Genomic DNA, 23,436 nt, shown 5'->3' on the forward strand with positions numbered 1-23,436 from the left:
CTGGGCGATCTGGCCTGGCACGCACTACTGGATTCGCTTTCTAGCCTCTCTGTCGTACCGGTTTCAGGCCTTTGCCCTACACGCCCTTACATCAGAGGTGCCCTTCTAAGGCGCAGACGGTACTCCCATCCGCGGGGCGTTTCAAGCTCATGCAGATAGCCGCTTGCGGTCTTTATTTGTCAAAGCACAGAGAGTTATAAGAACCGAGCGAAGCGTAACTCAATGGAAGGATCAAACCCGCTCAAACACGACGCCAAAGCACCGAAGGCGGCCTTTTGGGCCGCCTTCGGTGCTTTTACGGGTCGAAATCAAAAATCGTCTTCGACCTGGCCATCCTTGACTTTGAATTCGCGGTTCTGCAGGTAGGCATTGCGGATGAAGACGTATTTGTCGCCACTCACCATCTTCTCGGCCGACAACAGGCTGGCGCGGGTATCGACGATGTTCAGGCCGTGAATGGAGTTACGCACCGAGACGTTATCGATATAACGATAAGGCGCGGTGTAGTCATCGACCAGCTTGGCCGGCGCGTCACGCAGGGTGCTTGGCCCCAGCAGCGGCAGCATCACATACGGACCACTGCCCAGGCCCCAGTAGCCAAGGGTCTGGCCGAAATCTTCATCGCTGCGCTGCAAGCCCATCTGGGTGCCCACGTCAAAGAAGCCCAGCAGGCCGAAGGTGGTGTTGAAGATCAACCGGGCGGTGTCGACCCCGGCGGCGGCCGGCTTGGCCTGCAGCACGTTGTTGGCCAGGTTGCCGACGTCGCCGATGTTACGAAACATGTTGTGGATGCCGTCTTCGAGGAACTGCGGCGTCACGTATTGATAACCCTGGGCCAGTGGCTTGAGCGCATAGGTGTCGAGGGTGTCGTTGAAGGTGAAGATTGGACGGTTGATGCTTTCCCAAGGATCTTCTTCCGTCGCGGCCTGAGTGGCGTACGGAACCAGCAGGACACAAGCGGAAAGACACAGCTGAGCTAGACGATGGCTCCAGCGCATAGGGAAGAACTCCTTGGATTATTCAGGCAAGGGCGCCGAGCCCAGGCGGTAAGCTGGCTAGTATAAGACGGAACGCGTGGATAGGCAGCACCGAAAAACACCCAGGCTGTAGGACTTTTCCGCGACTGGCACCGTTCACCTCACTGTCACCGGACTGTCATCGGAGCCCATTAGGCTGCTGGTTATTTCAAGGACGTTCCCATGCCCCGCGCCGAAGCCCTGCCTCTCCCCGCCCCCAGCCTGACCGCCGTACTGTTTGGCCTCAGCGGATGCCTGGTGGATTTCGGGGCGCGCGTTCGTCAGCCAGGGGCAGCACCAGCGGATCACGCCCAGCCGACACCCGGCGCCCTGGAAAGCCTGCAACGCTTGCAACAGCTGAATATTCCCTGCGCCTGGCTCGACGAATTGCCTCCTGCCATCAGCCATAGCCTGGCGGCGTCATTGCCCACGTCCATCAAAGCGCCGCAACTTCCCGCAACAAATTATCCATGGCCAGCGCCGCATGCCTGCTGGCAAGCGCTGATGGCGCTGAACGTCCAGCAGTTGGACGGCTGCGTGTTGGTCAGCGGCGAACCACGGTTGTTGCAGTCGGGACTCAACGCAGGTTTATGGACGATCGGACTGGCATCCTGCGGCTCTTTGTGTGGCCTGGCGCCCGCCGAGTGGCAGGCATTGAGTCAACAGGCGCGGGAAACCAAACGCGCCAAGGCCACCGTGCAATTGTTCGGCCTCGGGGTGCATTCAGTGATCGATCACTTGGGCGAACTCGACACTTGCCTGGCCGATATCTGCCTGCGCCGTATTAAAGGCGAGAAGCCCTGACCGGGATCATGCAGGGCGCGTGAGTGTGGATTACTCTTAAGGCAGGCCATGGACTTTTGACGCAGCGTCGCGGTCCATGGCTGTGCCTATCAATAAAGGGAGTACGCCAATGCCTGCCCGCGAATTGCAAGACCAGCTCAACACACTGCGCGAGCAATTGGACCAGAATCCACCCCTGTCCGAAGCCGAACGCGCCGACCTGCAGGCGCTGATGGAACAGATCGAATTTGAGCTTGAACTGGAAACCCAAACACAGGACACCAACCTCGCTGACAATGTGAACCTGGCTGTCGAACGCTTCGAGCTGGAACACCCCACGCTGGCCGGGACCTTGCGCAACATCGTGCAAGCCTTGGGCAACATGGGGATCTGAACCCTTCGCATGCAAAAAGCCCTGCTATCTAGCAGGGCTTTTTAGTTTCACGTGCCTGCACTGCATCCCCTGTGGGAGCGAGCTTGCTCGCGATAGCGGTGTGTCAGCCAACCTCAATGTTGGATGTGCTGCCCTCATCGCGAGCAAGCTCGCTCCCACAAGAGCTTACCTCCACAAGAAAAGTTTACTGACGGACCAGGCGGTGGTTCGGCAGTTGAACGTCTTCGGTACTGCGATACGGGTTGATATCCAGCCCACCACGCCGTACATACCGCGCATACACCGTCAATTTCTCCGGTTTGAGCAAGCGCTGCAGGTCGAGAAAGATTCGTTCCACGCATTGCTCATGGAAATCGGAATGCTGGCGGAAGCTGACGATGTAGGCCAGCAGGCTGGCCGGGTCCAGGGCAGCGCCGCGATATTCCACGGCCACGCTGCCCCAGTCTGGCTGGCTGGTCACCGGGCAGTTGGATTTGAGCAGGTGGCTGTGCAGGCTTTGCTCGACGATGCGTGAAGCATCGCAGCGCAGCAGCTCCGGGCGCGGATGCGCGTAGGAGTCGACGCTGATGTCCAGATCGTCGATGCAGGTACCGGGCAGCGCTACGATGCCTTCACGCTCCACGTCCTTGAGGCTGCGGATGCGCACACCCACCGCCTTGCCGGCTGCGGCCGACAGGTCCTGGCGCAGGGTGGCTTCCAGGCTCGCGGTGTCGGCGAACGGGGTCTGGTTCAAGGAGTTGAGGTACAGCTTGAAGGATTTGGATTCGATGATATTCGGCGAATCCGCCGGGATCGCGAACTCAGCGATGGCCACCACCGGTTTGCCGGACGGCAACAGCCACGACAGCTCGAAACAGTTCCAGAAATCCACACCCTTGTACGGCAGGGTCTCGGCCGTCAGGCCCAGTTCCGCCCATTTCGCGGTGCGCGGGATCGGGAACAGCAGTGACGGCGTATAGGTGGCGATGTATTCGCTGGATTTGCCCAGCGGCGAATGTTCGGCTGCGGGATGCATGACGGAAACCTGACTGAAGAATCAGCGGATTCTATCAGCCTTTGCCGCAGCCTTTGAGTGCTTACTGACTGACTGTCAGGTCGCCCTTCATCCCGGCCTGGTAGTGGCCGGGAACATTGCAGGCAAACTCCAGGCGCGTGGCCTTGCTGAAGGTCCAGGTCGGCTCGGCGGTCTGGCCCGGCTTCACCAACACGCTGTGATCAAGCGGGTTCCCATCAACATGTCCATACTCCAATCGGATTCAGCGTATGGGAAACTCTATCGCTGCCGGCCTGCCAGTCGGCTGACAGCTCGATTACAACTTTGTCAGGTTGCGCCACGAACCCGCCTGCCACGGTATAACGCCCTCGTCCCAACCCTGCCTTGAGCCACCCATGAAACTGCTGATCGTCGAAGACCAAACCAAAACCGGCCAATACCTGCGCCAAGGCCTGGGCGAAGCCGGGTTCAACGCCGACCTGGTGGCCGACGGCATCACTGGCCAGCAACTGGCCTTGAGCGGCGAATACGCCTTGCTGATCCTCGACGTGATGTTGCCCGGCCGCGATGGCTGGCAGATCCTGCAAGCCGTCCGCGGGGCTGGCCTGGATACCCCGGTGCTGTTCCTCACCGCGCGGGACGCGGTACAGGATCGGGTCCACGGGCTGGAGCTGGGCGCCGATGATTACCTGGTCAAGCCCTTTGCTTTTTCCGAGTTGCTGGCGCGGGTGCGCAGCCTGTTGCGCCGGGGCAGTTCGACGCAACAGGAAACCAGCCTGCAACTGGCCGACTTGCGCCTGGACCTGATCCGCCGTCGCGTCGAACGCAGCGGCCGGCGCATCGACCTCACCGCCAAGGAGTTCGCCTTGCTGGAAATGCTCCTGCGCCGCCAGGGTGAAGTGCTGCCCAAATCGCTGATCGCGTCCCAGGTCTGGGACATGAACTTCGACAGCGACACCAACGTCATCGAAGTCGCCATCCGGCGCCTGCGCATCAAGATCGACGATGAGTTCACCAATAAGCTCATCCACACCGTGCGGGGCATGGGCTATGTGCTTGAAGAGCGCAGCCTGTGAGGGGCCGGTGGTCATTGAGCAGCCGCCTGGCGCTGCTATTCGCCGCCTGTACGGCCGTGGTGTCGTTGTTTGCCGGCGTGCTGTTCAGCCGTGGCAGCGAGGCACACTTCATCGAGCTGGACCAGCAACTGCTCGAAGGCAAGCTGATCGGCCTGCGCCGAGCCCTGCAAGACCTTGACGCCGAGCAGACCCAGCGCCGGTTGGAAGATGAGCTGAGCCGTCAGGGCGACCTGGCGCTACGCATCAAGGGCAGCGATGGCGTGCGTTGGTACGACAGTTCGATCCGGATTCCGGCTCAATTGCCGGAGCGGCCCGGCCTGTCGACCCTCAGCGATGCCGACAACGATTACCGGGTATTGAATGCGCCGCTGTATCCCGAGCGGGCCGATTCACCGCAACTGACCCTGTTGCTGGACATCACCCATCACCAGCACTTCCTGCAACGCATGCAAAGGCTGATCTGGCTGACCGTCGGCCTCTCGGCCCTGGCCACCGCCCTGCTCGGTGCCTGGGCCGCCCGACGGGCCTTGCGGCCGCTGCGACGCATGGGCGCCATCGCCGGCAACGTCTCGGCCCGTTCCCTCAACGCCCGCCTGCCCGAAGAGCAAATGCCCGCCGAACTGGCGGAATTGGCCCACAGCATCAACGCCATGCTCGGACGCCTCGACGATGCGTTTCAGCGGCTCTCGGCGTTCTCTGCCGACATCGCCCATGAATTGCGCACGCCGCTGTCGAACCTGCTGACCCACACCCAGGTCACCCTCACCCGCGAACGCTCCCTGGAGGATTACCGCGAGGCGTTGCACAGCAATCTCGAAGAACTGCAATGGATGGCGCAACTGGTCAACGACATGCTGTACCTGGCCAAGGCCGACCATGGCCTGCTGGCGCTCAATCGCGAACCGCTGCAGTTGGGCGAGGAAGTGGACGTGCTGCTGGAATTTTTCGCACCCCTGGCCGAAGACGCCAAGGTCCGTTTGAGACGCGAGGGCGACGGCCGCATCGAGGGAGACCGCAACATGATGCGCCGGGCGCTCTCCAACCTGCTGGACAACGCCCTGCGCTTCACCCCCGTCGACGGTGAAGTGCGGGTGCGAATGGTCGATGGGACTCAAGGCGTGAGGGTCAGCGTGGAGAACAGTGGCGAGGGGATCCCGACGGACTCACTGCCGCGCCTGTTCGACCGTTTCTACCGCGCCGACCCGGCCCGCCAGGAAGGCAGCAGCGAACACGCGGGGCTTGGACTGGCCATCACCCGCTCGATCATCCGAGCCCATGGCGGGCAGATCCGTTGCGAATCGGCCGATGGCTGGACGCGGTTCCTGATCGAATTGCCGAAGGCAAGCCAGCCCTGACACAAAACCCTGTGGCGAGGGAATTTATCCCCTCGCCACAAGGGGCTCGTGGCCATCCCGGAGCTATCAGGAATACCGCAACGCCTGCGCCGGTTCGATCTTCGCCGCGCGCCATGCCGGGTAGACGGTGGCGAGGAAGCTCAGGATGAACCCGGCCGAGCAGATCAGCACTACGTCGCCACGTTGAAGCTCCGACGGCAGGTTGCTGACGAAATACACATCGGAACTGAAGATGTGCTGGCCGCTGACCCGTTCCAGCCAGCCCACCAGCGCACTGACGTTCAACGCCGCAATCACCCCCAGCACGCCACCGATCAGCGTGCCGACGACACCAATCACCGTGCCCTGGACCATGAAGATCGCCATGATCTGCCGCGGCGTGGCGCCGATGGTACGCAGGATCGCGATGTCCGCGCCCTTGTCGTTCACCACCATGATCAGCGTGGCGATGATGTTGAACGCCGCCACCGCGACGATCATCAGCAACAGCAGGCCAATCATGGTTTTTTCCATTTTCATGGCGCTGAACAGGCTGCCCTGGGTATGAGTCCAGTCGTCAGCCTTGTAAGCCGCGCCAAGGCCAGTGGCGATGTCACCGGAGACCTTCGGCGCAGCGTACAAGTCTTTCACCGCCAGGCGCACGCTTTGCACCTGGTTCGGCTGCCAATGCTGCATCTGCGCGGCGTCGGCCAGGTGGATCAGCGCCATGGAGCCATCCAGCTCGGCGCCGACCTTGAACACACCCACGACGTTCAAGCGCTGCATCCGCGGCGTGATGCCCCCCGGCGCGGTGCTGACTTCCGGCACGATCAACGTCAGTTTGTCACCGACATTCAAACGGAAGCGCCGGGCCGTGATCTCGCCGATGACCACACCGTATTCGCCCGGCTTCAAGTCATCGAGACGGCCCTGGACGATATGCTGGGCAACGATGGACACCTTGCCTTCCTGGGCCGGATCGATGCCGCTGATCTGGATCGGCTGCATCGAACCTTTATGGCTCAGCATGCCTTCCATCTCGGTAAACGGCACGGCGGCGGTGACTTCGGGGTTCTTCAGCGCCGCGGCGGCCACCGGCTGCCAGTCGTCGATTGGATTCACACCGACGATCGTGGCGTGGGGCACCATGCCGAGGATGCGTGAGCTCATTTCGCGCTGGAAGCCGTTCATCACCGACAGCACCACGATCATCGCCAGCACACCCAGGGCGAGGCCGATCATTGAGGTCATGGAGATGAACGAAACAAAGCGATTGCGGCGCTTGGCGCGGGTATAGCGCGTGCCGATAAAGATCGATAACGGTCTGAACATTCGCGGGGCACCGTATGAAAATAAAAGACCCGGCACTGTTTCCAAGTGTCGGGTTTCGGTCGGTCAGATGGGCGTCAGGCAACCTTCCTGCAAGTGCAGGACGCGGTCCATCTGCCGGGCCAGGTTCATGTCGTGGGTCACCACCAGGAACGCCGTGCGCATCGAGGTGCTGAGCTCCAGCATCAAGTCCTGGATGCCTTGGGCGGTGTGGGAGTCGAGGTTGCCGGTCGGCTCATCGAGCATCACCAGACCCGGCTTGTTGACCAGGGCCCGTGCGATCGCCACGCGCTGGCGCTCGCCACCGGACAGTTCGGCCGGCTTGTGTTCCAGGCGATGCCCCAGCCCTACCCGCTCCAGCAACGCCGTGGCGCGCTGACGGGCCTCGGGAATCGCCGTGCGGCCGATCAACAGCGGCATGCAGACGTTTTCCAGCGCGGTGAACTCGGGCAGCAGATGGTGGAACTGGTAGACGAAACCCAGGGAACGGTTGCGCAGCAGGCCACGGGCCTTTTCGTTCAGCGCCGACAGCTCTTCGCCGGCCAGCCAGACACTGCCGGCAGTCGGCGTATCCAGGCCGCCCAGCAGGTTGAGCAAGGTACTTTTGCCAGACCCGGAGGTGCCGACAATCGCCACGCGCTCGCCCGGGTGCAATTCCAGTTGCAGGCCCGACAACACCACCACCGACTCCGGACCTTCCTCGTAGGATTTACCCAGGTTGCGGCAGCTCAAGATCGCTTTTTCACTCATGCCCGACTCACTCATAACGTAACGCCTCCGCAGGCTGGGTGCGCGCGGCACGCCAGGCAGGATACAGGGTGGCGAGGAAACTCAGGACCAACGCGGCGGCGCAGACCATCAACACGTCATCGGACTGCAACTGCGATGGCAGGTAGTCGATGAAGTACACGTCGGCGTTGAGAAACTTGTGCCCGATCAGGCCTTCGAGGGCGGCGATCGCGGCGCTGACATTCAGTGCGGCGAACATCCCGACCAGGGCCCCCACGAACGTACCGATCACGCCGATGACCGTGCCCTGGACCATGAAGATCCGCATGATCTGCCCTGGCGTGGCACCGAGGGTGCGCAAGATCGCGATGTCGCCCTTCTTGTCGTTCACCACCATCACCAGCGTGGAAATGATGTTGAACGCCGCCACGGCGACAATCAGCAACAGCAACAGGCCGATCATGGCTTTTTCCATGCGGATCGCCTGGTACAGGTTGCCGTGGGTGCGGGTCCAGTCCCGGGCGTAGTAGCGGTCTTCGCCAAGCTGCTGGGCGATGGTCCAGGCCACACGCGGGGCCTGGAACAGGTCATCGAACTTCAAGCGCAGGCCCTGGACCTGATCCGGTTTCCAGCGATGCAGGCGGGCCAGGTCCTGGAGGTTGGTGACCCCCAGGTAACCGTCCAGCTCGCCGGCGCCGACATGGAAGATGCCGACCACGGTAAAGCGCTTCATGCGCGGGAACATGCCGCCCGGGGTCACGGTGACCTCCGGGGCGACGAAGGTCAGCTTGTCGCCGATGGCCACGCCGAGCTTGGCCGCGGCCTTGTCGCCGATGACGATGCCGAAGCCGCCGGGCGCCAGGTCGTCGAGTTTGCCCTGCTGCATGAAGTTATCGATGATCGACACCTGCCGCTCGAGCCCGGGGTCGATGCCATTGAGCAACACCTTGGACACCTTGCCGTCGTTGGTCAGCAATCCCTGCATCTGGATGAATGGCGCCACGGCCAGCACCTGCGGGTTCTGCTTGACCTTGGCGGCCAGGCTCGGCCAGTCGCTGATGGCTTCGCCGGTTTCGAGGGTCGCGTGGGGCACCATGCCCAGCACGCGGGTGCGCATCTCATGGTCGAAGCCATTCATCACCGAGAGCACGACGATCATCACGACCACGCCAAGGGCCAGTCCGATGATGGATGTCAGGGAAATGAACGATACGAAATGATTGCGACGCTTTGCACGGGTATAACGCGTGCCGATAAATACGAAGAGAGGTCTGAACATGTCGGGGCTTGTTCGGAGGGAAAAGGAACGTCCTTGTGGCGGGGGTCACAAACCAGCTTTACACTCAGACCACCGCCGCTACCATGGGTTCGCCATGTCGACATTAGATGAAGAAGATCGCCGCGAATACTACCGTATCGAGGACACGATCGCACTGGAAATTCGGCCCCTCTCCATTCCTGAAGCTGCTGGCCAGGAAGTGTTGCAGGATGCTTCTCCACTGTTCAACCTGCTCAGTGAACTGCACCTGAGCGAATTCGAGTCCCAGCACCTGCTGCGCCAGATCAGCGAGCGCGAACGCAGCGTCGCGGCGTACCTCAAGGCGATGAACAAACGCATCGACCTGCTCAGCCAGGTCATCGCCCTGACCGTGCTCGGCGAAATCGGCGACCCGCAGCCGGTGATCATTTCCGAAGGCGGCGTCGACTTCCAATACCCCACGCCAATCGCCGTCGGCGCCCACTTGTCGATCAAGCTGGTGCTGATGCCCCAGGCCCTCGGCTTGCTGCTGCGGGCGCGGGTCACCCACTGTGACCCCAAGGGCGACGGCTACGACGTGGGCACCGAGTTCGAGCGCCCGACCGACGCCCAGCGCCAGTTGCTGGCCCGCTACATTCTGCAGAAACAGGCGCAAGAACGGCGCCTGGCCCGGGAACTGAACGAATCAGGTATCAATAAGGAAGAACCGTGACCCTCATTTATGGCCACCGCGGCGCCAAGGGCGAAGCGCCGGAAAACACCCTGACCGGTTTTCAGGAGTGCCTCAAGCACGGCGTACGCCGTTGCGAGCTGGACCTGCATCTTTCGATGGACGGCGAGTTGATGGTCATCCACGACCCGACCCTCAAGCGCACCACGGACCGCCGCGGCAAGGTGGTGGAACACTCCGCCGCCGAGCTGGTGACCTACGATGCGCGCAAGGGTGGCCCGGGCTGGATCAAGCCGTGCCCGATACCACGCTTGGAGGAGCTGTTCGAGAAGTGTGATTTCGAGCACTGGCAACTGGAGGTCAAGAGTGCCTCGCGCACCCGCGCCGCGGCCACGGTGCTGGGCATCCGCGAAATGGCCCAGCGTTTCGGGCTGCTGGACAAGATCACCATCACGTCCAGTTCCCGGGAAGTGCTCAAGGCGGCCCTGGACCTGACCCCGGACATCTCCCGCGGACTGGTGGCCGAATACGCCTGGCTCGACCCATTGAAGGTCGCCCAGAGCTACGGCTGCGAGATTCTGGCGCTGAACTGGACCCTGTGCACGCCGGAGCGCCTGATCAAGGCCCAACGCCAGGGCCTGCATGTGTCGGTGTGGACCGTCAACGAGCCCGCGCTGATGCGCAGGCTCGCCGACTTTGGCGCTGACAGCCTGATTACAGACTTTCCCGGTTTGGCCACCGCCACCCTCGGGAAGGGCTGAAATCGGTCTCCCCGGCCGGCTCAGGCCACCGGCCGGAGCCGCTCAAAAAAGCCGGTTGAGCCCGTCGTAGGCCGCTACCCGATAGGCTTCGGCCATGGTCGGGTAGTTGAACGTGGTGTTGACGAAGTACTTCAGCGTGTTCAATTCGCCCGGCTGGTTCATGATCGCCTGGCCGATGTGCACGATCTCCGACGCCTGGTAGCCGAAGCAGTGTACGCCCAGCACTTCCAGGGTCTCGCGATGGAACAGGATCTTCAGCATGCCTTGCGGCTCGCCGGCGATCTGAGCGCGCGCCATGCTCTTGAAGAATGCCTTGCCGACTTCGTACGGCACCTTGGCCTGGGTCAACTCCTGCTCGTTCTTGCCGATCGAGCTGATCTCGGGAATGGTGTAGATGCCGGTCGGCACGTCGTTGACGAAGCGCCAGCTGCCGTTGTCGACAATGCTGCCGGCGGCCGAACGGCCCTGGTCGTGGGCGGCACTGGCCAGGCTCGGCCAACCGATCACGTCACCGGCACCATAGATGTTCGGCACGCAGGTGCGGTAGTTCTCGTCGACTTCGATCTGGCCGCGGCTGTTGACCTTCACGCCGATGTTTTCCAGGCCCAGGGTGTCGGTGTTGCCGGTACGACCGTTGCACCAGAGCAAGGCATCGGCCTTGATCTTCTTGCCGGACTTGAGGTGCAGGATCACGCCGTTGTCGACGCCTTCGACACGCTCGTATTCTTCGTTGTGGCGCACAGTGATGTTGTTGTTGCTGAAGTGATAGCTCAGGGCCTGGGAAATTTCCGAGTCCAGGAAGCTCAGCAACTGGCCGCGGTTATCCACCAGTTCCACCAGCACACCCAGGCCGCTGAAGATCGAGGCGTATTCGCAACCGATCACGCCGGCACCGTAGACGATGAGCTTACGCGGGGTGTGGCCCAGGCTCAGGATCGTGTCGCTATCGTAGATCCGTGCATGGTTGAAATCGATGTCGGCCGGGCGGTACGGGCGCGAACCGGTGGCGATGATGATGTGCTTGGCCACCAGCTTCTCGACCACGCCATTGCCGCACACCACTTCGACCGTCTGCTCGTCGGCAAAGCTGCCCGTGCCGAAGAACACGTCCACGCGGTTGCGGGCGTAGTAGCCGGTGCGTGAGGCCACTTGCTTGGAGATCACCTTCTCGGCGCTCTTGAGCACGTCCGGGAAGGAGAACCAGCGCGGCTCGCCGATGGCCCGGAACATCGGGTTGGTGTTGAACTGCATGATCTGCCGGACCGAGTGACGCAAGGCCTTGGACGGGATGGTACCCAGGTGGGTGCAGTTGCCGCCGACCTGCCGACGGCTGTCGACCATCGCCACCTTGCGCCCTGCCTTGGCCGCGTTCATTGCCGCGCCTTCCCCCGCCGGGCCGGAGCCCAGTACCACCACGTCGTAGTTGTAGACAGCCATGCGTACTCCTCAGAACAGGCCGCGACGCCTCACTAGGCATCGACGGCTAAATCATGCCGGCCTGCGGCATGAAGGAACAATTTGGGGCCGGTTCACGAGCCCGGCCACAGTCTATAGAAGCGTCAACGCCGCGCACATTACCCCTTGGTCGCGTCGTAGGCTAGGGGGCGTTCTCAATTAGTTTCCCCACCGCGTTGTGCCTTAAAGCGGGCCAGGCAAGGCGCAGGCCGCTGGGAATGGTGTTCCCTTTCCAAGGCCTGCAACGCAGCATGGCCCGCTTTAAGGCGCAACCCGGAGGGCCGGGCCTGCTGTTGTGCAGGGCTGCGTTGCTCGAAGCTTATTTGGAATGACCAAACCACGCTTCTCGCGCCTTGCCCTGCACAACAGCAGACCCGGCGCGGTGGGGAAACTAATTGAGAACGCCCCCTTTGCCTGCGCTATTTCGCCACAGGTGACCTTTCAGGGCGCTGTCATCATTGAGGTTTTCCGCCCGTCATCCGTTCAAATGCTTCATTGGTGCGAACGACGAAACGGTCATTGTCCCGCAATACGAAAAATACCCCGACGCCCTGTTTCTGGGCATAGTCCCAACCCCGTTCAGGACCGAGAATCAGCAACAGCGTCGATAGTCCATCGGCCATCAGCGCCGAAGGATGAATCACCGTGACTGACGCCAGGTTATGTAGGACCGGCGCACCAGTGCGTGCATCAAAGGTGTGGGAATAACGCTGACCGCCCTGTTCGAAGTAATGACGGTAGTCACCCGAGGTGGAAACCCCGTAGCCGTTGACCTCGATGACACGCTCCGCCACTTGCCGGTCATCCCGGGGCTCTTCCAGGGCGATGCGCCAGGCCGAACCATCGGGTTTGCGCCCGACGGCCTTGAGTTCCCCGGTGGCTTCGGCCAGGTAACTGTCGATGCCCAGGGCCTGGAGCCTCGCGGCGATGCGGTCGACGGCATAACCGGCGGCGATACTGTTGAAATCGACTTCCACCGCGGCGTCCTTGCACAGCCGGTCGCCCTCAATACGCAAATGACCATGACCGACGCGCTGGCGCACCAAGGTCAAGGTTTCCGCAGTCGGCACGTTCTCATCCCGGGACTGGGGCCCGAAGCCCCACAGGTTCAGCAGCGGCTCCACGGTCAGATCGAAGGCGCCATCGCTTTGAACCGACAACTGCTCGCCCACGCGGATCAACGCCAGGACCGGCCCAGGCATGACCTGGCAACTGTTGGCCGGCAATGCATTGAAGCGCTCAACGTCCGAATCGCCGCGATAGGTCGAGAATTGCCGATCCACTTCGGCAAGGATGTTTTCCACCTCGGCCTGCACCGTTTTCGGAGCGGGCCCGGCGGAATGCCTGACGTACTGAATGGAATAATGGCTGCCCATGGTCGGACCGGCGAAGCGCTCGAGGGTGTCGCCATTACCGCAGCCGGACAGAACACCGGCCAAGATCACAAATGCCCACCATCGTCCAGTTAACAAATCTTCATCTCCCCTCAAAACCGCGCCCGCCATTATGAGCTTCAGCGCGTGCGTGCGCGAACCTGTGGGATCAGACCTGTGGGAGCAAAGCTTGCTCGCGATGCATGCGACACGGTCCAGCTACAAGGCTGCCTATCGTTCATCGCGAGCAAGCTTTGCTCCCACAGGTCGCCCCCACAGCGTGCAGCGCCTTCATACAAGATCTGCCAGAGTGAGTACCCAAAATGTCTTCCACCACGAGCAACGGCAAGGCGATTTTTCGCGTTGTCAGCGGCAACTTCCTGGAGATGTTCGACTTCATGGTCTACGGCTTCTACGCTACGGCCATCGCCAAGACGTTCTTCCCCGCCGACAGTGCGTTCGCCTCGCTGATGCTGTCCCTGGCCACGTTCGGTGCCGGGTTCCTGATGCGTCCCCTGGGGGCGATATTTCTTGGTGCCTACATCGACCGCCATGGCCGTCGCAAAGGCTTGATCATCACCCTGGCGCTGATGGCCATGGGCACCCTACTGATCGCCTGCGTGCCAGGCTATGCGACCCTCGGCGTGACGGCCCCCTTGCTGGTGCTGTTGGGCCGATTGCTGCAAGGCTTCTCCGCAGGCGTGGAGCTGGGTGGTGTGTCGGTCTACCTGGCGGAAATCTCCACGCCGGGGCGCAAGGGTTTCTTTGTCAGTTGGCAATCCGCCAGCCAACAGGCGGCAGTGGTGTTTGCCGGCTTGCTGGGGGTTGGCCTCAATCACTGGCTGAGCCCCCAGGAGATGGGCGACTGGGGCTGGCGCGTACCGTTCCTGGTGGGGTGCATGATTGTCCCGGCCATCTTCATGATTCGTCGTTCGCTGGAAGAAACACCTGAATTCCAAGCAAGAAAACACCGCCCCAGCCTGTCGGAAATTGTCCGCTCCATCGGTCAGAACTTCGGCATTGTCTTGGCCGGCATGGCACTGGTGGTGATGACCACCGTGTCGTTCTACCTGATCACCGCCTACACACCGACCTTCGGCAAGGCCGAGTTGAACCTGTCGGACCTCGATGCGCTGCTGGTCACGGTATGCATCGGCTTGTCGAATTTCTTCTGGCTGCCGGTGATGGGGGCGTTTTCCGACAAGATCGGACGCAAACCCCTGCTCCTCGGTGCGACGATCCTGGCGATCCTGACCGCCTATCCGGCGCTGGCCTGGCTGGTGGCGAATCCCAGTTTCAGCCATTTGCTGATCGTCGAGCTGTGGTTGTCGTTCCTGTATGGATCCTACAACGGTGCCATGGTGGTGGCCTTGACGGAAATCATGCCGGTTGAAGTGCGCACCACCGGTTTCTCCCTGGCCTATAGCCTGGCGACAGCGACCTTCGGCGGATTTACCCCGGCGGCCTGTACCTACCTGATCCATGTGCTCGACAACAAGGCTGCACCGGGGATATGGCTCAGTGGGGCGGCGGTGCTGGGGCTGATTGCGACCCTGGTGTTGTTCAAGGGCAATCGGCATGAACTGCGGACTGCGCAGGCCTCTGTGGCGGGTCGCGCCTGATAGATCGCTATCGCGAGCAAGCTCGGTCCCACATTGGACCCCATGCATTGGCAACAACTCGGTCACCTGTGGGAGCGAGCTTGCTCGCGATGAGGCCAGCCCAGACACCACAACCCCCGGACAAAAAAACGCCCCGACAAGTCGGGGCGTTTTCACAAGCGGCTAAGGCTTAGCGCGGGAACGCTGGCGGGTTTACCCCGGCCATGTCTTCCATCACGCGAACCACCTGGCAGCTATAACCGAACTCGTTGTCGTACCAGACGTACAGGACAACGCGGTTATCCTGGCTGATGGTGGCCTCGGCATCCACGACACCGGCGTGGCGCGAGCCCACGAAGTCGGTGGACACCACTTCCTGGGAATTGACGAAGTCGATCTGCTTGTGCAGATCGGAGTGCAGCGCCATGTAGCGCAGGTACTCGTTCATCTCTTCACGGGTGGCGGCTTTCTCGAGGTTCAGGTTGAGAATGGCCATCGACACGTTCGGCGTCGGCACACGGATCGCGTTGCCGGTCAGCTTGCCGGCCAGTTCAGGCAGGGCCTTGGCGGCGGCGGTGGCGGCACCGGTCTCGGTGATGACCATGTTCAGCGCGGCGCTGCGGCCACGGCGATCGCCCTTGTGGAAGTTGTCGATCAGGTTCTGGTCGTTGGTGTACGAGTGAACCGTTTCGACGTGACCGTTGACGATGCCGAACTTGTCGTTCACGGCCTTGAGCACCGGCACGATGGCGTTGGTGGTGCAAGAGGCGGCGGAGACAATCTTGTCGTCAGCGGTGATGTCGCCGTGGTTGATGCCGTGAACGATGTTCTTCAGCTTGCCCTTGCCTGGTGCGGTCAGGACAACGCGGTCGACACCCGGGCAGGCCAGGTGCTGGCCCAGGCCGTCGGCGTCACGCCATACACCGGTGTTGTCCACCAGCAGCGCATCCTTGATACCGTACTGGGTGTAGTCCACCTCGGTCGGGTTCTTCGCGTAGATCACCTGGATCAGGTTGCCGTTGGCGGTGATGGTGTTGTTTTCTTCGTCGATGGTGATGGTGCCGTTGAACGAACCATGGACCGAGTCACGGCGCAGCAGGCTGGCACGCTTGGTCAGGTCGTTCTCGGCGCCCTTGCGCACCACGATGGCCCGCAGGCGCAGGCCGTCGCCACCACCGGTTTTTTCGATCAGGATGCGCGCCAGCAGACGGCCGATACGGCCGAAACCGTACAGGACCACGTCAGTGCCTTTGCGAGCCGAAACGTTCTGCTGGCCAACCACATCAGCCATCTCTTCACGCACGAACTGCTCGGCGCTACGGCCATTGCCTTCGTTGCGGAATTTGAACGCCAGCTTGCCCAGGTCTACCGACGCCGCGCCGAGCTTGAGCTCGCTCATGGCCTTGAGCAGAGGGAATGTTTCGTGGACGGAGAGTTCGCTGTCGTCGGAAGAACGGTGGCGAGCAAAGCGGTGGGCTTTGAGGATCGCGATGACAGACTGGTTGATCAGGCTGCGGCCATAGATCGAGCTCACCACGTTGTTATTGCGGTAGAGCTGACCGATGAGAGGGATCATCGCTTCGGCGAGCGCTTCACGATCAATCCATTCACCAAGACACTGGTCGGGCTTCTGAGTCACGGTAACCTTCCACATGTAGGGGCTGAAAAAAGGGGCTACATTATGCCGCCGAGTCCTCGGCGGAGCAATGCGCGCCCGTCGCGCCGTGGTTTTCCTGCCGGCCAGGGTAGTCTGCGACTGACAGCAGCCCCCTTCCCCCGCTACAATTGTCGACTTTGTCGCAATGCTGGAGCTCAATCTTCCGTGCCCGTTCTGCGTCTTCCGCTTCTCCCTGCCGCGGCAGGTAAACAGCACTGGGGCAACCTGCCCGGTGCCGCCCTGAGCCTGGCCATCGCCGAGGCCGCCAGCGCTGCAAAGCGTTTTACCCTGCTGCTGACCGCCGACAGCCAAAGCGCTGAACGGTTGGAACAGGAGCTGAGTTTTTTCGCTCCGGATTTGCCGGTCTTGCATTTCCCGGACTGGGAAACCCTGCCCTACGATCTGTTTTCACCGCACCAGGACATCATTTCCCAGCGAATCGCCAGCCTTTATCGGCTGCCGGAGCTCAGTCATGGCGTTTTGGTAGTGCCGATCACCACGGCCCTACATCGCCTGGCCCCGACCCAATTCCTGCTCGGCAGCAGCCTGGTGCTGGACATCGGCCAGAAGCTCGACGTCGAGCAAATGCGCATCCGCCTCGAGGCCAGTGGCTATCGCTGTGTCGACACGGTGTACGAGCACGGCGAGTTCGCGGTGCGTGGCGCCTTGATCGACCTGTTCCCGATGGGCAGCAAACTGCCGTATCGCATCGACCTGTTCGATGACGAAATCGAGACCCTGCGCACCTTCGACCCGGAAAACCAGCGCTCCATCGACAAAGTGCAGTCGATCCGCCTGTTACCGGCCAAGGAATTCCCGCTGCAGAAAGACGCCGTGACCCGTTTCAAGGCGCGCTTTCGTGAGCGCTTCGATGTGGATTTCCGCCGCTGCCCGATCTTCCAGGACCTGAGCAGCGGGATCACCCCCGCCGGTATCGAGTACTACCTGCCGCTGTTTTTCGAAGAAACCTCCACCCTGTTCGATTACCTGCCCCAGGACACCCAGGTGTTTTCCCTGCCGGGCATCGAGCAGGCGGCGGAAAACTTCTGGAACGACGTGCGCAACCGCTACGAAGAGCGTCGCGTCGATCCTGCCCGTCCTTTATTGCCACCGGCCGAGCTGTTCCTGCCGGTGGAAGACTGCTTTGCCCGCCTCAAGAGTTGGCCACGGGTGGTGGCGAGTCAGCAGGACGTGGAAACCGGCGTTGGCCGTGAGCGCTTCCCGGCCAGAGCATTGCCGGACCTGGCCATCGAAGCCAAGGCCACGCAGCCATTGGCGGCACTGGCTGGCTTTCTCGACGCATTCCCTGGTCGCGTCCTGTTCACCGCTGAATCCGCGGGGCGTCGCGAAGTGCTGCTGGAACTGCTCGAACGCCTGAAGCTGCGGCCGAAGACGGTGGACAGCTGGCCGGACTTCGTCGCCGGCAAGGATCGCCTGGCGATCACCATCGCGCCGTTGAACGACGGCCTGGTCCTGGATGACCCGGCCCTGGCACTGGTGGCGGAAAGTCCTTTGTTCGGCCAGCGCGTCATGCAGCGCCGCCGTCGCGAGAAACGCGCCGACGCCGCCAACGACGCCGTCATCAAGAACCTCACCGAGCTGCGCGAAGGCGCACCGGTCGTGCACATCGACCACGGCGTGGGCCGCTACCTGGGCCTGGCGACACTGGAAATCGACAACCAGGCCGCCGAGTTCCTGACCCTGGAATACGCCGAGGGCGCCAAGCTCTACGTGCCGGTGGCGAACCTGCACCTGATCGCTCGCTATACCGGCAGCGACGACGCCCTCGCCCCACTGCATCGCCTGGGCTCGGAAACCTGGCAGAAAGCCAAGCGAAAGGCGGCCGAACAGGTGCGCGACGTGGCCGCCGAACTGCTGGACATTTACGCCCGTCGCGCCGCCCGCGAGGGCTACGCCTTCGCCGATCCGAAAGCCGACTACGAAACCTTCAGCGCCGGTTTCCCGTTCGAAGAAACCGTCGATCAGCAAACCACCATCGAAGCCGTGCGCGCCGACATGCTCGCGCCCAAGCCCATGGACCGACTGGTGTGCGGCGACGTGGGCTTCGGCAAGACCGAAGTGGCGATGCGCGCCGCGTTCATTGCCGTGCACGGCGGCAAGCAGGTGGCGATCCTGGTCCCGACCACCCTGCTCGCCCAGCAGCACTACAACAGTTTCCGCGACCGCTTCGCCGACTGGCCGGTGACCGTGGAAGTGATGAGCCGTTTCAAATCCACCAAGGAAGTGAACGCCGCCGTGGCCGAACTGGCCGAGGGCAAGATCGACATCGTCATCGGCACGCACAAGCTGCTGCAGGACGACGTGAAGATCAAGAACCTGGGGCTGGTGATCATCGACGAAGAACACCGTTTCGGCGTGCGCCAGAAAGAACAGCTCAAGGCCCTGCGCAGCGAAGTCGACATCCTGACCCTGACCGCCACGCCGATCCCCCGCACGCTGAACATGGCGGTGTCGGGCATGCGCGACCTGTCGATCATCGCCACGCCGCCGGCCCGGCGCCTGTCTGTGCGCACCTTTGTCATGGAGCAGAACAAAAGCACCGTCAAGGAAGCCCTGCTGCGTGAGCTGCTGCGTGGTGGCCAGGTCTATTACCTGCACAACGACGTGAAGACCATCGAGAAATGCGCCGCCGACCTGGCCGAACTGGTGCCGGAAGCGCGCATCGGCATCGGCCACGGGCAGATGCGCGAACGTGAACTCGAACAGGTGATGAGCGACTTCTACCACAAGCGCTTCAACGTGCTGATCGCCTCGACCATCATCGAGACCGGCATCGACGTGCCAAGCGCCAATACCATCATCATCGAGCGTGCCGACAAATTCGGCCTGGCCCAGCTGCACCAGTTGCGTGGCCGGGTCGGTCGTAGCCACCACCAGGCCTACGCCTACCTGTTGACGCCACCGCGCCAGCAGATCACCCCGGATGCGGAAAAGCGCCTGGAAGCCATCGCTAACACCCAGGACCTCGGCGCCGGCTTCGTGCTGGCCACCAACGACCTGGAAATCCGTGGCGCCGGCGAATTGCTCGGCGACGGCCAGAGTGGCCAGATCCAGGCCGTCGGCTTCACCCTGTACATGGAAATGCTCGAACGCGCGGTCAAGTCGATCCGCAAGGGCGAACAGCCAAACCTCGATCAACCCCTGGGCGGCGGGCCGGAAATCAATCTGCGCGTGCCGGCGTTGATCCCGGAAGACTACCTGCCGGACGTCCACGCACGGCTGATTCTCTACAAACGCATCGCCTCGGCCAGCGACGAGGAAGGCCTCAAGGACCTGCAGGTGGAGATGATCGACCGCTTCGGCCTGCTGCCGGAACCGACCAAGAACCTGGTGCGCACCACGCTGCTCAAGCTCAAGGCCGAGCAACTGGGCATCAAGAAAGTCGATGGCGGCCCCAACGGCGGCCGGATCGAGTTCGAAGCCCAGACTCCGGTCGACCCGCTGGTGCTGATCAAGTTGATCCAAGGCCAGCCCAAACGCTACAAGTTCGAAGGGGCCACGATGTTCAAATTCATGGTGCCCATGGAACGCGCGGAAGAGCGTTTCAACACCGTAGAGGCGCTGTTCGAGCGTCTCACTCCGACCACTGCTTGAAGGACGCCCCATGCGCCTGTTCCGCTCACTGACCTTGCTGTTGACCCTGGTCGCTCCCCTGGCGTTTGCCGATGACCTGTATCAGGTTGAAATGATTCTGGTCCGCCAGAATGCCGAGCCGGTGATTGTCAGCCGTGCCGCACCGGAAGACTGGGACGCCGGCGCGCAACGCCTGGGCGCGGACAGCCAGCGCACGCCGGCCCTGGGCAACATCGTCGAGAAACTCAGCGCCAGCGGCCAATACACGGTATTGATGCACAAGGCCTGGCAGCAGACGCTCGGTGAACAGGGCCGTAAAGTCGCCATCAGCGACGGTGCCGAACAGTTTGGGCAGTTCCCCATCGAGGGCACCCTGGAACTGAAACTGGGCCGCTTCACCGACGTGGATGCCGACTTCTGGATCAACCAGATCGACGCCAATGGCCTGGTCACCGCCAGCGAGCGCCTCAAACAGCAGAGCCATACCAAGAATGGTCAACTGAATTTCCTCGATAACGGTCACCTCGGCCTGCTGATCAAGATCACCTCGCTGACCGCGCCCGCGCCACGGCAGGCACCTGAAGTCATTCCGGACTGATCGGCGCGCCTATGCCATCGCCCCTGAGCAAACCCCTGGCACCTTCCTGGGTCAATCGATTCAAGGAACAGAGCCTGGAGCGCGGGCGCCGTTATGCGCTGGAAAACCGCGTCAGGATCGTCGAAGCCGGCGACAGCACCATTACCGCCAGTTGCGAAGGCTCTGGCGGCAACGTCTACCGTCAGACCATTCGCCTTAAAGAGTCAGCCAAGGGCGCGTTGATTCTGCTCGAAGCCGCGTGCTCCTGCCCGGTGCGCATCAACTGCAAGCACTGCGCGGCGGTGTTGCTGCAAGTCCAGGAAACCCTGGCCTACCCGGCCGCCGAAAAAGACGCGCAATTGCTGGAAAAACTCCAGGCCGTGCTGGACAACCGCAGCCCCAAGGCCCCACCGCAAGTGCTGGTGGACAACGTACAACCGGTGCCACGCCTGTGGCTGGCCAGTATCGAGTTCAGCGCCTTCGAGCCACGCAACGGCAAGATGCAACGCTACATCCAGCACCGCGCCGCCTTGTCCTTCAGCTATCTGGACGAGTACGTCAGCGGCCAGCGCAACACCGACGTGCTGATTCGCCAGGAAACCCAGACGCTGCGGATAAAACGCCACACCGATGTGGAACAGTCCTACCGCGAACAGCTGCGAATCCTCGGCTTCAAGGTCGCGACCCGACAAAGCAAGGCCCTGCCGGAAAGCGCTGGCGAACTGTACGAAATGGTCAACGACAGTGCCTGGCTGACGTTCACCCTCAACGACCTGCCGAAACTGCGCACCCAGGGCTGGGAATTGCAGATCGACGAGGACTTCGGCTTCGACCTGACGGCCGTGGACGAGTGGTACGCCACGGTCGAGGAAACACCGGAACGGGATTGGTTCGACCTGGAACTGGGGATCATCGTCAACGGCGAGCGCCTGAGCCTGCTGCCGATCCTGTTGAACCTGATGCGCTCGCACATCGAGTTGTTCAACCCGGAACGCCTGGCCAGGCGCCGGGACGATGAACTGATTCTGGTCAACCTGCCCAACCGTCCGAACTCCGAATTCGGTCCCCAGCAAGTGGCCCTGCCCTATGGCCGGCTGAAACCGGTGCTGGCGACCCTGGGCGAGTTCTACCTGCAAGAACCCGGCACCACCAAACTGCGCCTCAACAGCGCGGACGCCTTGCGCCTGAACCCGCTGCAGGACATGCCACTGACCTGGGAAGGTGGCGAACACATTCGCGGCCTGGCCCAGCGCCTGCGGGACATCAAGGATTACACCACCACCGCGCCGGAAGGGCTGAACGCGACGCTACGGCCTTATCAACTCGAAGGCTTGAGCTGGATGCAGTCACTGCGGCAACTGGAAGTCGGCGGCATCCTCGCGGACGACATGGGCCTGGGTAAAACCCTACAGACCCTGGCGCACATTCTCAGCGAAAAAAACGCCGGGCGCCTCGATCGCCCGTGCATGGTGGTGATGCCCACCAGCCTGATTCCCAACTGGCTGGACGAGGCTGCCCACTTCACGCCGCAACTCAAGGTACTGGCCCTGTATGGCGCCGGGCGCAAAAAGCATTTCGAACGACTGGCCGATTACGACCTGGTCCTCACCACCTATGCCCTGCTACCCAAGGATGTCGAGCGCCTGGCCGCGCAGCCATTGCACGTGCTGATCCTCGATGAAGCCCAGTACATCAAGAACCCCACCAGCAAAGCCGCCCAGGCCGCCCGCGAGCTGAACGCCCGCCAGCGGCTGTGCCTGTCCGGTACCCCCCTGGAAAACCACCTGGGCGAACTGTGGTCGTTGTTTCACTTCCTGCTGCCGGGCTGGCTCGGGGACGTCAAGAGTTTCAACCGCGATTACCGCGTACCGATCGAAAAGCGCGGCAGCGATGTACGACTGCAGCACCTCAACGGTCGGATAAAACCCTTCCTGCTGCGCCGGACCAAGGAACAAGTGGCGACAGAGCTGCCGCCCAAGACCGAGATCATCCATTGGGTCGAACTCAGCGACGCCCAGCGGGACGTCTACGAAACCATGCGCCTGGCGATGGACAAGAAGGTCCGCGACGAGATCACTCGCAAAGGCGTGGCCCGCAGCCAGATCATCATTCTCGAGGCACTGCTCAAGCTGCGCCAGGTGTGTTGCGACCTGCGCCTGATCAACGACGCCACCCTGCCCGCCCGAGGCAGCACCTCGGGCAAGCTCGACAGCCTGATGGAAATGCTCGACGAGCTGTTTGAAGAAGGCCGCCGGGTGCTGCTGTTTTCCCAGTTCACGTCCATGTTGGCGCTGATTGAAGATGAGCTGAAAAAGCGAGGTGTCGATTACGCCATCCTGACCGGCCAGACCCGGGACCGTCGCACGCCCGTCAAGGAATTCCAGAGTGGCAAGCGTCAGATCTTTCTGATCAGCCTGAAGGCCGGTGGCGTAGGCCTGAACCTGACCGAGGCCGACACGGTGATTCACTACGACCCGTGGTGGAACCCGGCCACCGAAAACCAGGCTACCGACCGTGCCTACCGCATCGGCCAGGAAAAGCCGGTGTTCGTCTACAAGCTGATAGCCCGAGGCACGGTGGAAGAGAAGATCCAGCTGCTGCAAAAGGAAAAGTCCGACCTCGCGGCCGGCGTGCTGGACGGACGCGTGGCCGGAGATTGGAAATTGCAGAGCGACGATATCGAGGCGTTGTTCGCGCCGCTGCCGGACAAACTGGAAAAGCGCTGACCCCCTTCAATTCTTGTGGGAGCGAGCTTGCTCGCGATAGCGGTGGTTCAGCGGGCGCGGATGTTGACTGTGCTGCCGTCATCGCGAGCAAGCTCGGCTCCCACAGGGG

Annotated in this window: 18 protein-coding genes and 1 pseudogene; 10 read left to right on the forward strand and 9 right to left on the reverse strand. The window is 62.1% G+C overall.

The features are described from left to right. Window positions 1-308: 308 nt before the first annotated feature. Window positions 309-998 carry an MlaA family lipoprotein gene (locus BLU85_RS02510; protein ID WP_092197317.1) on the reverse strand — a complete coding sequence of 230 codons (690 nt, stop codon included), beginning with the start codon at window positions 996-998 and terminating at the stop codon, window positions 309-311. Window positions 999-1,199: 201 nt separating this feature from the next. On the opposite strand from BLU85_RS02510, the gene BLU85_RS02515 reads away from it, so the two are divergent. Together BLU85_RS02515 and BLU85_RS02520 are read left to right on the forward strand one after the other, a co-directional pair. Next, window positions 1,200-1,820 carry an HAD superfamily inactivated hydrolase PcrP gene (locus BLU85_RS02515; protein WP_092197319.1) on the forward strand — a complete coding sequence of 207 codons (621 nt, stop codon included), beginning with the start codon at window positions 1,200-1,202 and terminating at the stop codon, window positions 1,818-1,820. Window positions 1,821-1,929: 109 nt separating this feature from the next. After that, the gene (locus BLU85_RS02520; RefSeq protein WP_060738392.1) at window positions 1,930-2,193 is read left to right on the forward strand and encodes a DUF4404 family protein; all 264 of its coding nucleotides are present in this window, start codon (window positions 1,930-1,932) and stop codon (window positions 2,191-2,193) included. Between the two features lie 184 nt (window positions 2,194-2,377). On the opposite strand, the gene queF is transcribed toward BLU85_RS02520, so the two are convergent. Beyond that, the gene (queF, locus tag BLU85_RS02525; RefSeq protein WP_092197321.1) at window positions 2,378-3,208 is read right to left on the reverse strand and encodes an NADPH-dependent 7-cyano-7-deazaguanine reductase QueF; all 831 of its coding nucleotides are present in this window, start codon (window positions 3,206-3,208) and stop codon (window positions 2,378-2,380) included. A 61-nt stretch (window positions 3,209-3,269) separates the two neighbouring features. Further along, window positions 3,270-3,407: pseudogene (locus BLU85_RS02530) on the reverse strand (plastocyanin/azurin family copper-binding protein); the annotation flags it as partial. 175 nt (window positions 3,408-3,582) lie between these two features. On the opposite strand from BLU85_RS02530, the gene BLU85_RS02535 reads away from it, so the two are divergent. Both BLU85_RS02535 and BLU85_RS02540 read left to right on the forward strand, forming a co-directional pair. Next, window positions 3,583-4,263, forward strand: a complete 681-nt coding sequence (locus BLU85_RS02535) for a heavy metal response regulator transcription factor (protein WP_092197323.1) — start codon at window positions 3,583-3,585, stop codon at window positions 4,261-4,263. Next, window positions 4,260-5,618: a heavy metal sensor histidine kinase gene (locus BLU85_RS02540; RefSeq protein ID WP_092197325.1), complete on the forward strand. Its 1,359-nt coding sequence runs from the start codon at window positions 4,260-4,262 to the stop codon at window positions 5,616-5,618. The genes BLU85_RS02535 and BLU85_RS02540 overlap by 4 nt, the downstream gene beginning before the upstream one ends. 66 nt (window positions 5,619-5,684) lie before the next feature. Here the strand turns inward: BLU85_RS02540 and BLU85_RS02545 are convergent, their stop codons facing one another. The 3 genes from BLU85_RS02545 to BLU85_RS02555 form a co-directional block, all read right to left on the reverse strand. Further along, window positions 5,685-6,929, reverse strand: a complete 1,245-nt coding sequence (locus BLU85_RS02545) for a lipoprotein-releasing ABC transporter permease subunit (protein WP_092197327.1) — start codon at window positions 6,927-6,929, stop codon at window positions 5,685-5,687. A 63-nt stretch (window positions 6,930-6,992) separates the two neighbouring features. Beyond that, the gene (gene lolD, locus BLU85_RS02550) at window positions 6,993-7,676 is read right to left on the reverse strand and encodes a lipoprotein-releasing ABC transporter ATP-binding protein LolD (protein ID WP_162843734.1); all 684 of its coding nucleotides are present in this window, start codon (window positions 7,674-7,676) and stop codon (window positions 6,993-6,995) included. Window positions 7,677-7,683: 7 nt separating this feature from the next. After that, window positions 7,684-8,934 carry a lipoprotein-releasing ABC transporter permease subunit gene (locus tag BLU85_RS02555; RefSeq protein ID WP_092197329.1) on the reverse strand — a complete coding sequence of 417 codons (1,251 nt, stop codon included), beginning with the start codon at window positions 8,932-8,934 and terminating at the stop codon, window positions 7,684-7,686. A 94-nt stretch (window positions 8,935-9,028) separates the two neighbouring features. On the opposite strand from BLU85_RS02555, the gene BLU85_RS02560 reads away from it, so the two are divergent. Together BLU85_RS02560 and BLU85_RS02565 are read left to right on the forward strand one after the other, a co-directional pair. Beyond that, complete coding sequence (locus tag BLU85_RS02560) at window positions 9,029-9,625, forward strand: PilZ domain-containing protein (protein ID WP_092197331.1); 597 nt, start codon at window positions 9,029-9,031, stop codon at window positions 9,623-9,625. Beyond that, window positions 9,622-10,344, forward strand: a complete 723-nt coding sequence (locus BLU85_RS02565; RefSeq protein WP_092197333.1) for a glycerophosphodiester phosphodiesterase — start codon at window positions 9,622-9,624, stop codon at window positions 10,342-10,344. The genes BLU85_RS02560 and BLU85_RS02565 overlap by 4 nt, the downstream gene beginning before the upstream one ends. A gap of 42 nt (window positions 10,345-10,386) precedes the next feature. On the opposite strand, the gene sthA is transcribed toward BLU85_RS02565, so the two are convergent. Together sthA and BLU85_RS02575 are read right to left on the reverse strand one after the other, a co-directional pair. Beyond that, complete coding sequence (sthA, locus tag BLU85_RS02570) at window positions 10,387-11,781, reverse strand: Si-specific NAD(P)(+) transhydrogenase (protein ID WP_092197335.1); 1,395 nt, start codon at window positions 11,779-11,781, stop codon at window positions 10,387-10,389. Between the two features lie 473 nt (window positions 11,782-12,254). Beyond that, on the reverse strand, window positions 12,255-13,244 hold the full coding sequence (locus BLU85_RS02575; RefSeq protein ID WP_092197337.1) for an FAD:protein FMN transferase: 990 nt from the start codon (window positions 13,242-13,244) through the stop codon (window positions 12,255-12,257). A 251-nt stretch (window positions 13,245-13,495) separates the two neighbouring features. Here BLU85_RS02575 and BLU85_RS02580 point away from each other — a divergent pair, with 251 nt between their 5' ends. Then, on the forward strand, window positions 13,496-14,794 hold the full coding sequence (locus BLU85_RS02580; RefSeq protein WP_092197339.1) for an MFS transporter: 1,299 nt from the start codon (window positions 13,496-13,498) through the stop codon (window positions 14,792-14,794). A gap of 169 nt (window positions 14,795-14,963) precedes the next feature. Here BLU85_RS02580 and BLU85_RS02585 read toward each other — a convergent pair whose 3' ends face one another. Then, the gene (locus BLU85_RS02585) at window positions 14,964-16,427 is read right to left on the reverse strand and encodes a glyceraldehyde-3-phosphate dehydrogenase (RefSeq protein ID WP_092197341.1); all 1,464 of its coding nucleotides are present in this window, start codon (window positions 16,425-16,427) and stop codon (window positions 14,964-14,966) included. Window positions 16,428-16,595: 168 nt separating this feature from the next. Here BLU85_RS02585 and mfd point away from each other — a divergent pair, with 168 nt between their 5' ends. From mfd to BLU85_RS02600, 3 genes are read left to right on the forward strand one after another with little or no spacing between them, the layout of a single operon-like run. Beyond that, a complete protein-coding gene (gene mfd / locus BLU85_RS02590) occupies window positions 16,596-20,045 on the forward strand; it encodes a transcription-repair coupling factor (protein WP_092197343.1) in 3,450 nt (1,149 codons plus the stop codon). 10 nt (window positions 20,046-20,055) lie between these two features. Beyond that, window positions 20,056-20,622, forward strand: a complete 567-nt coding sequence (locus tag BLU85_RS02595; RefSeq protein ID WP_092197345.1) for a CsiV family protein — start codon at window positions 20,056-20,058, stop codon at window positions 20,620-20,622. Between the two features lie 11 nt (window positions 20,623-20,633). Continuing rightward, window positions 20,634-23,327, forward strand: coding sequence for a DEAD/DEAH box helicase (locus tag BLU85_RS02600; protein WP_072407816.1), 2,694 nt, complete (start codon window positions 20,634-20,636; stop codon window positions 23,325-23,327). Window positions 23,328-23,436: the final 109 nt, after the last annotated feature.

Origin of the sequence: Pseudomonas sp. NFACC14, from assembly GCF_900106885.1 — a bacterium.
GTDB classification, from domain to species: domain Bacteria; phylum Pseudomonadota; class Gammaproteobacteria; order Pseudomonadales; family Pseudomonadaceae; genus Aquipseudomonas; species Aquipseudomonas fluorescens_AA.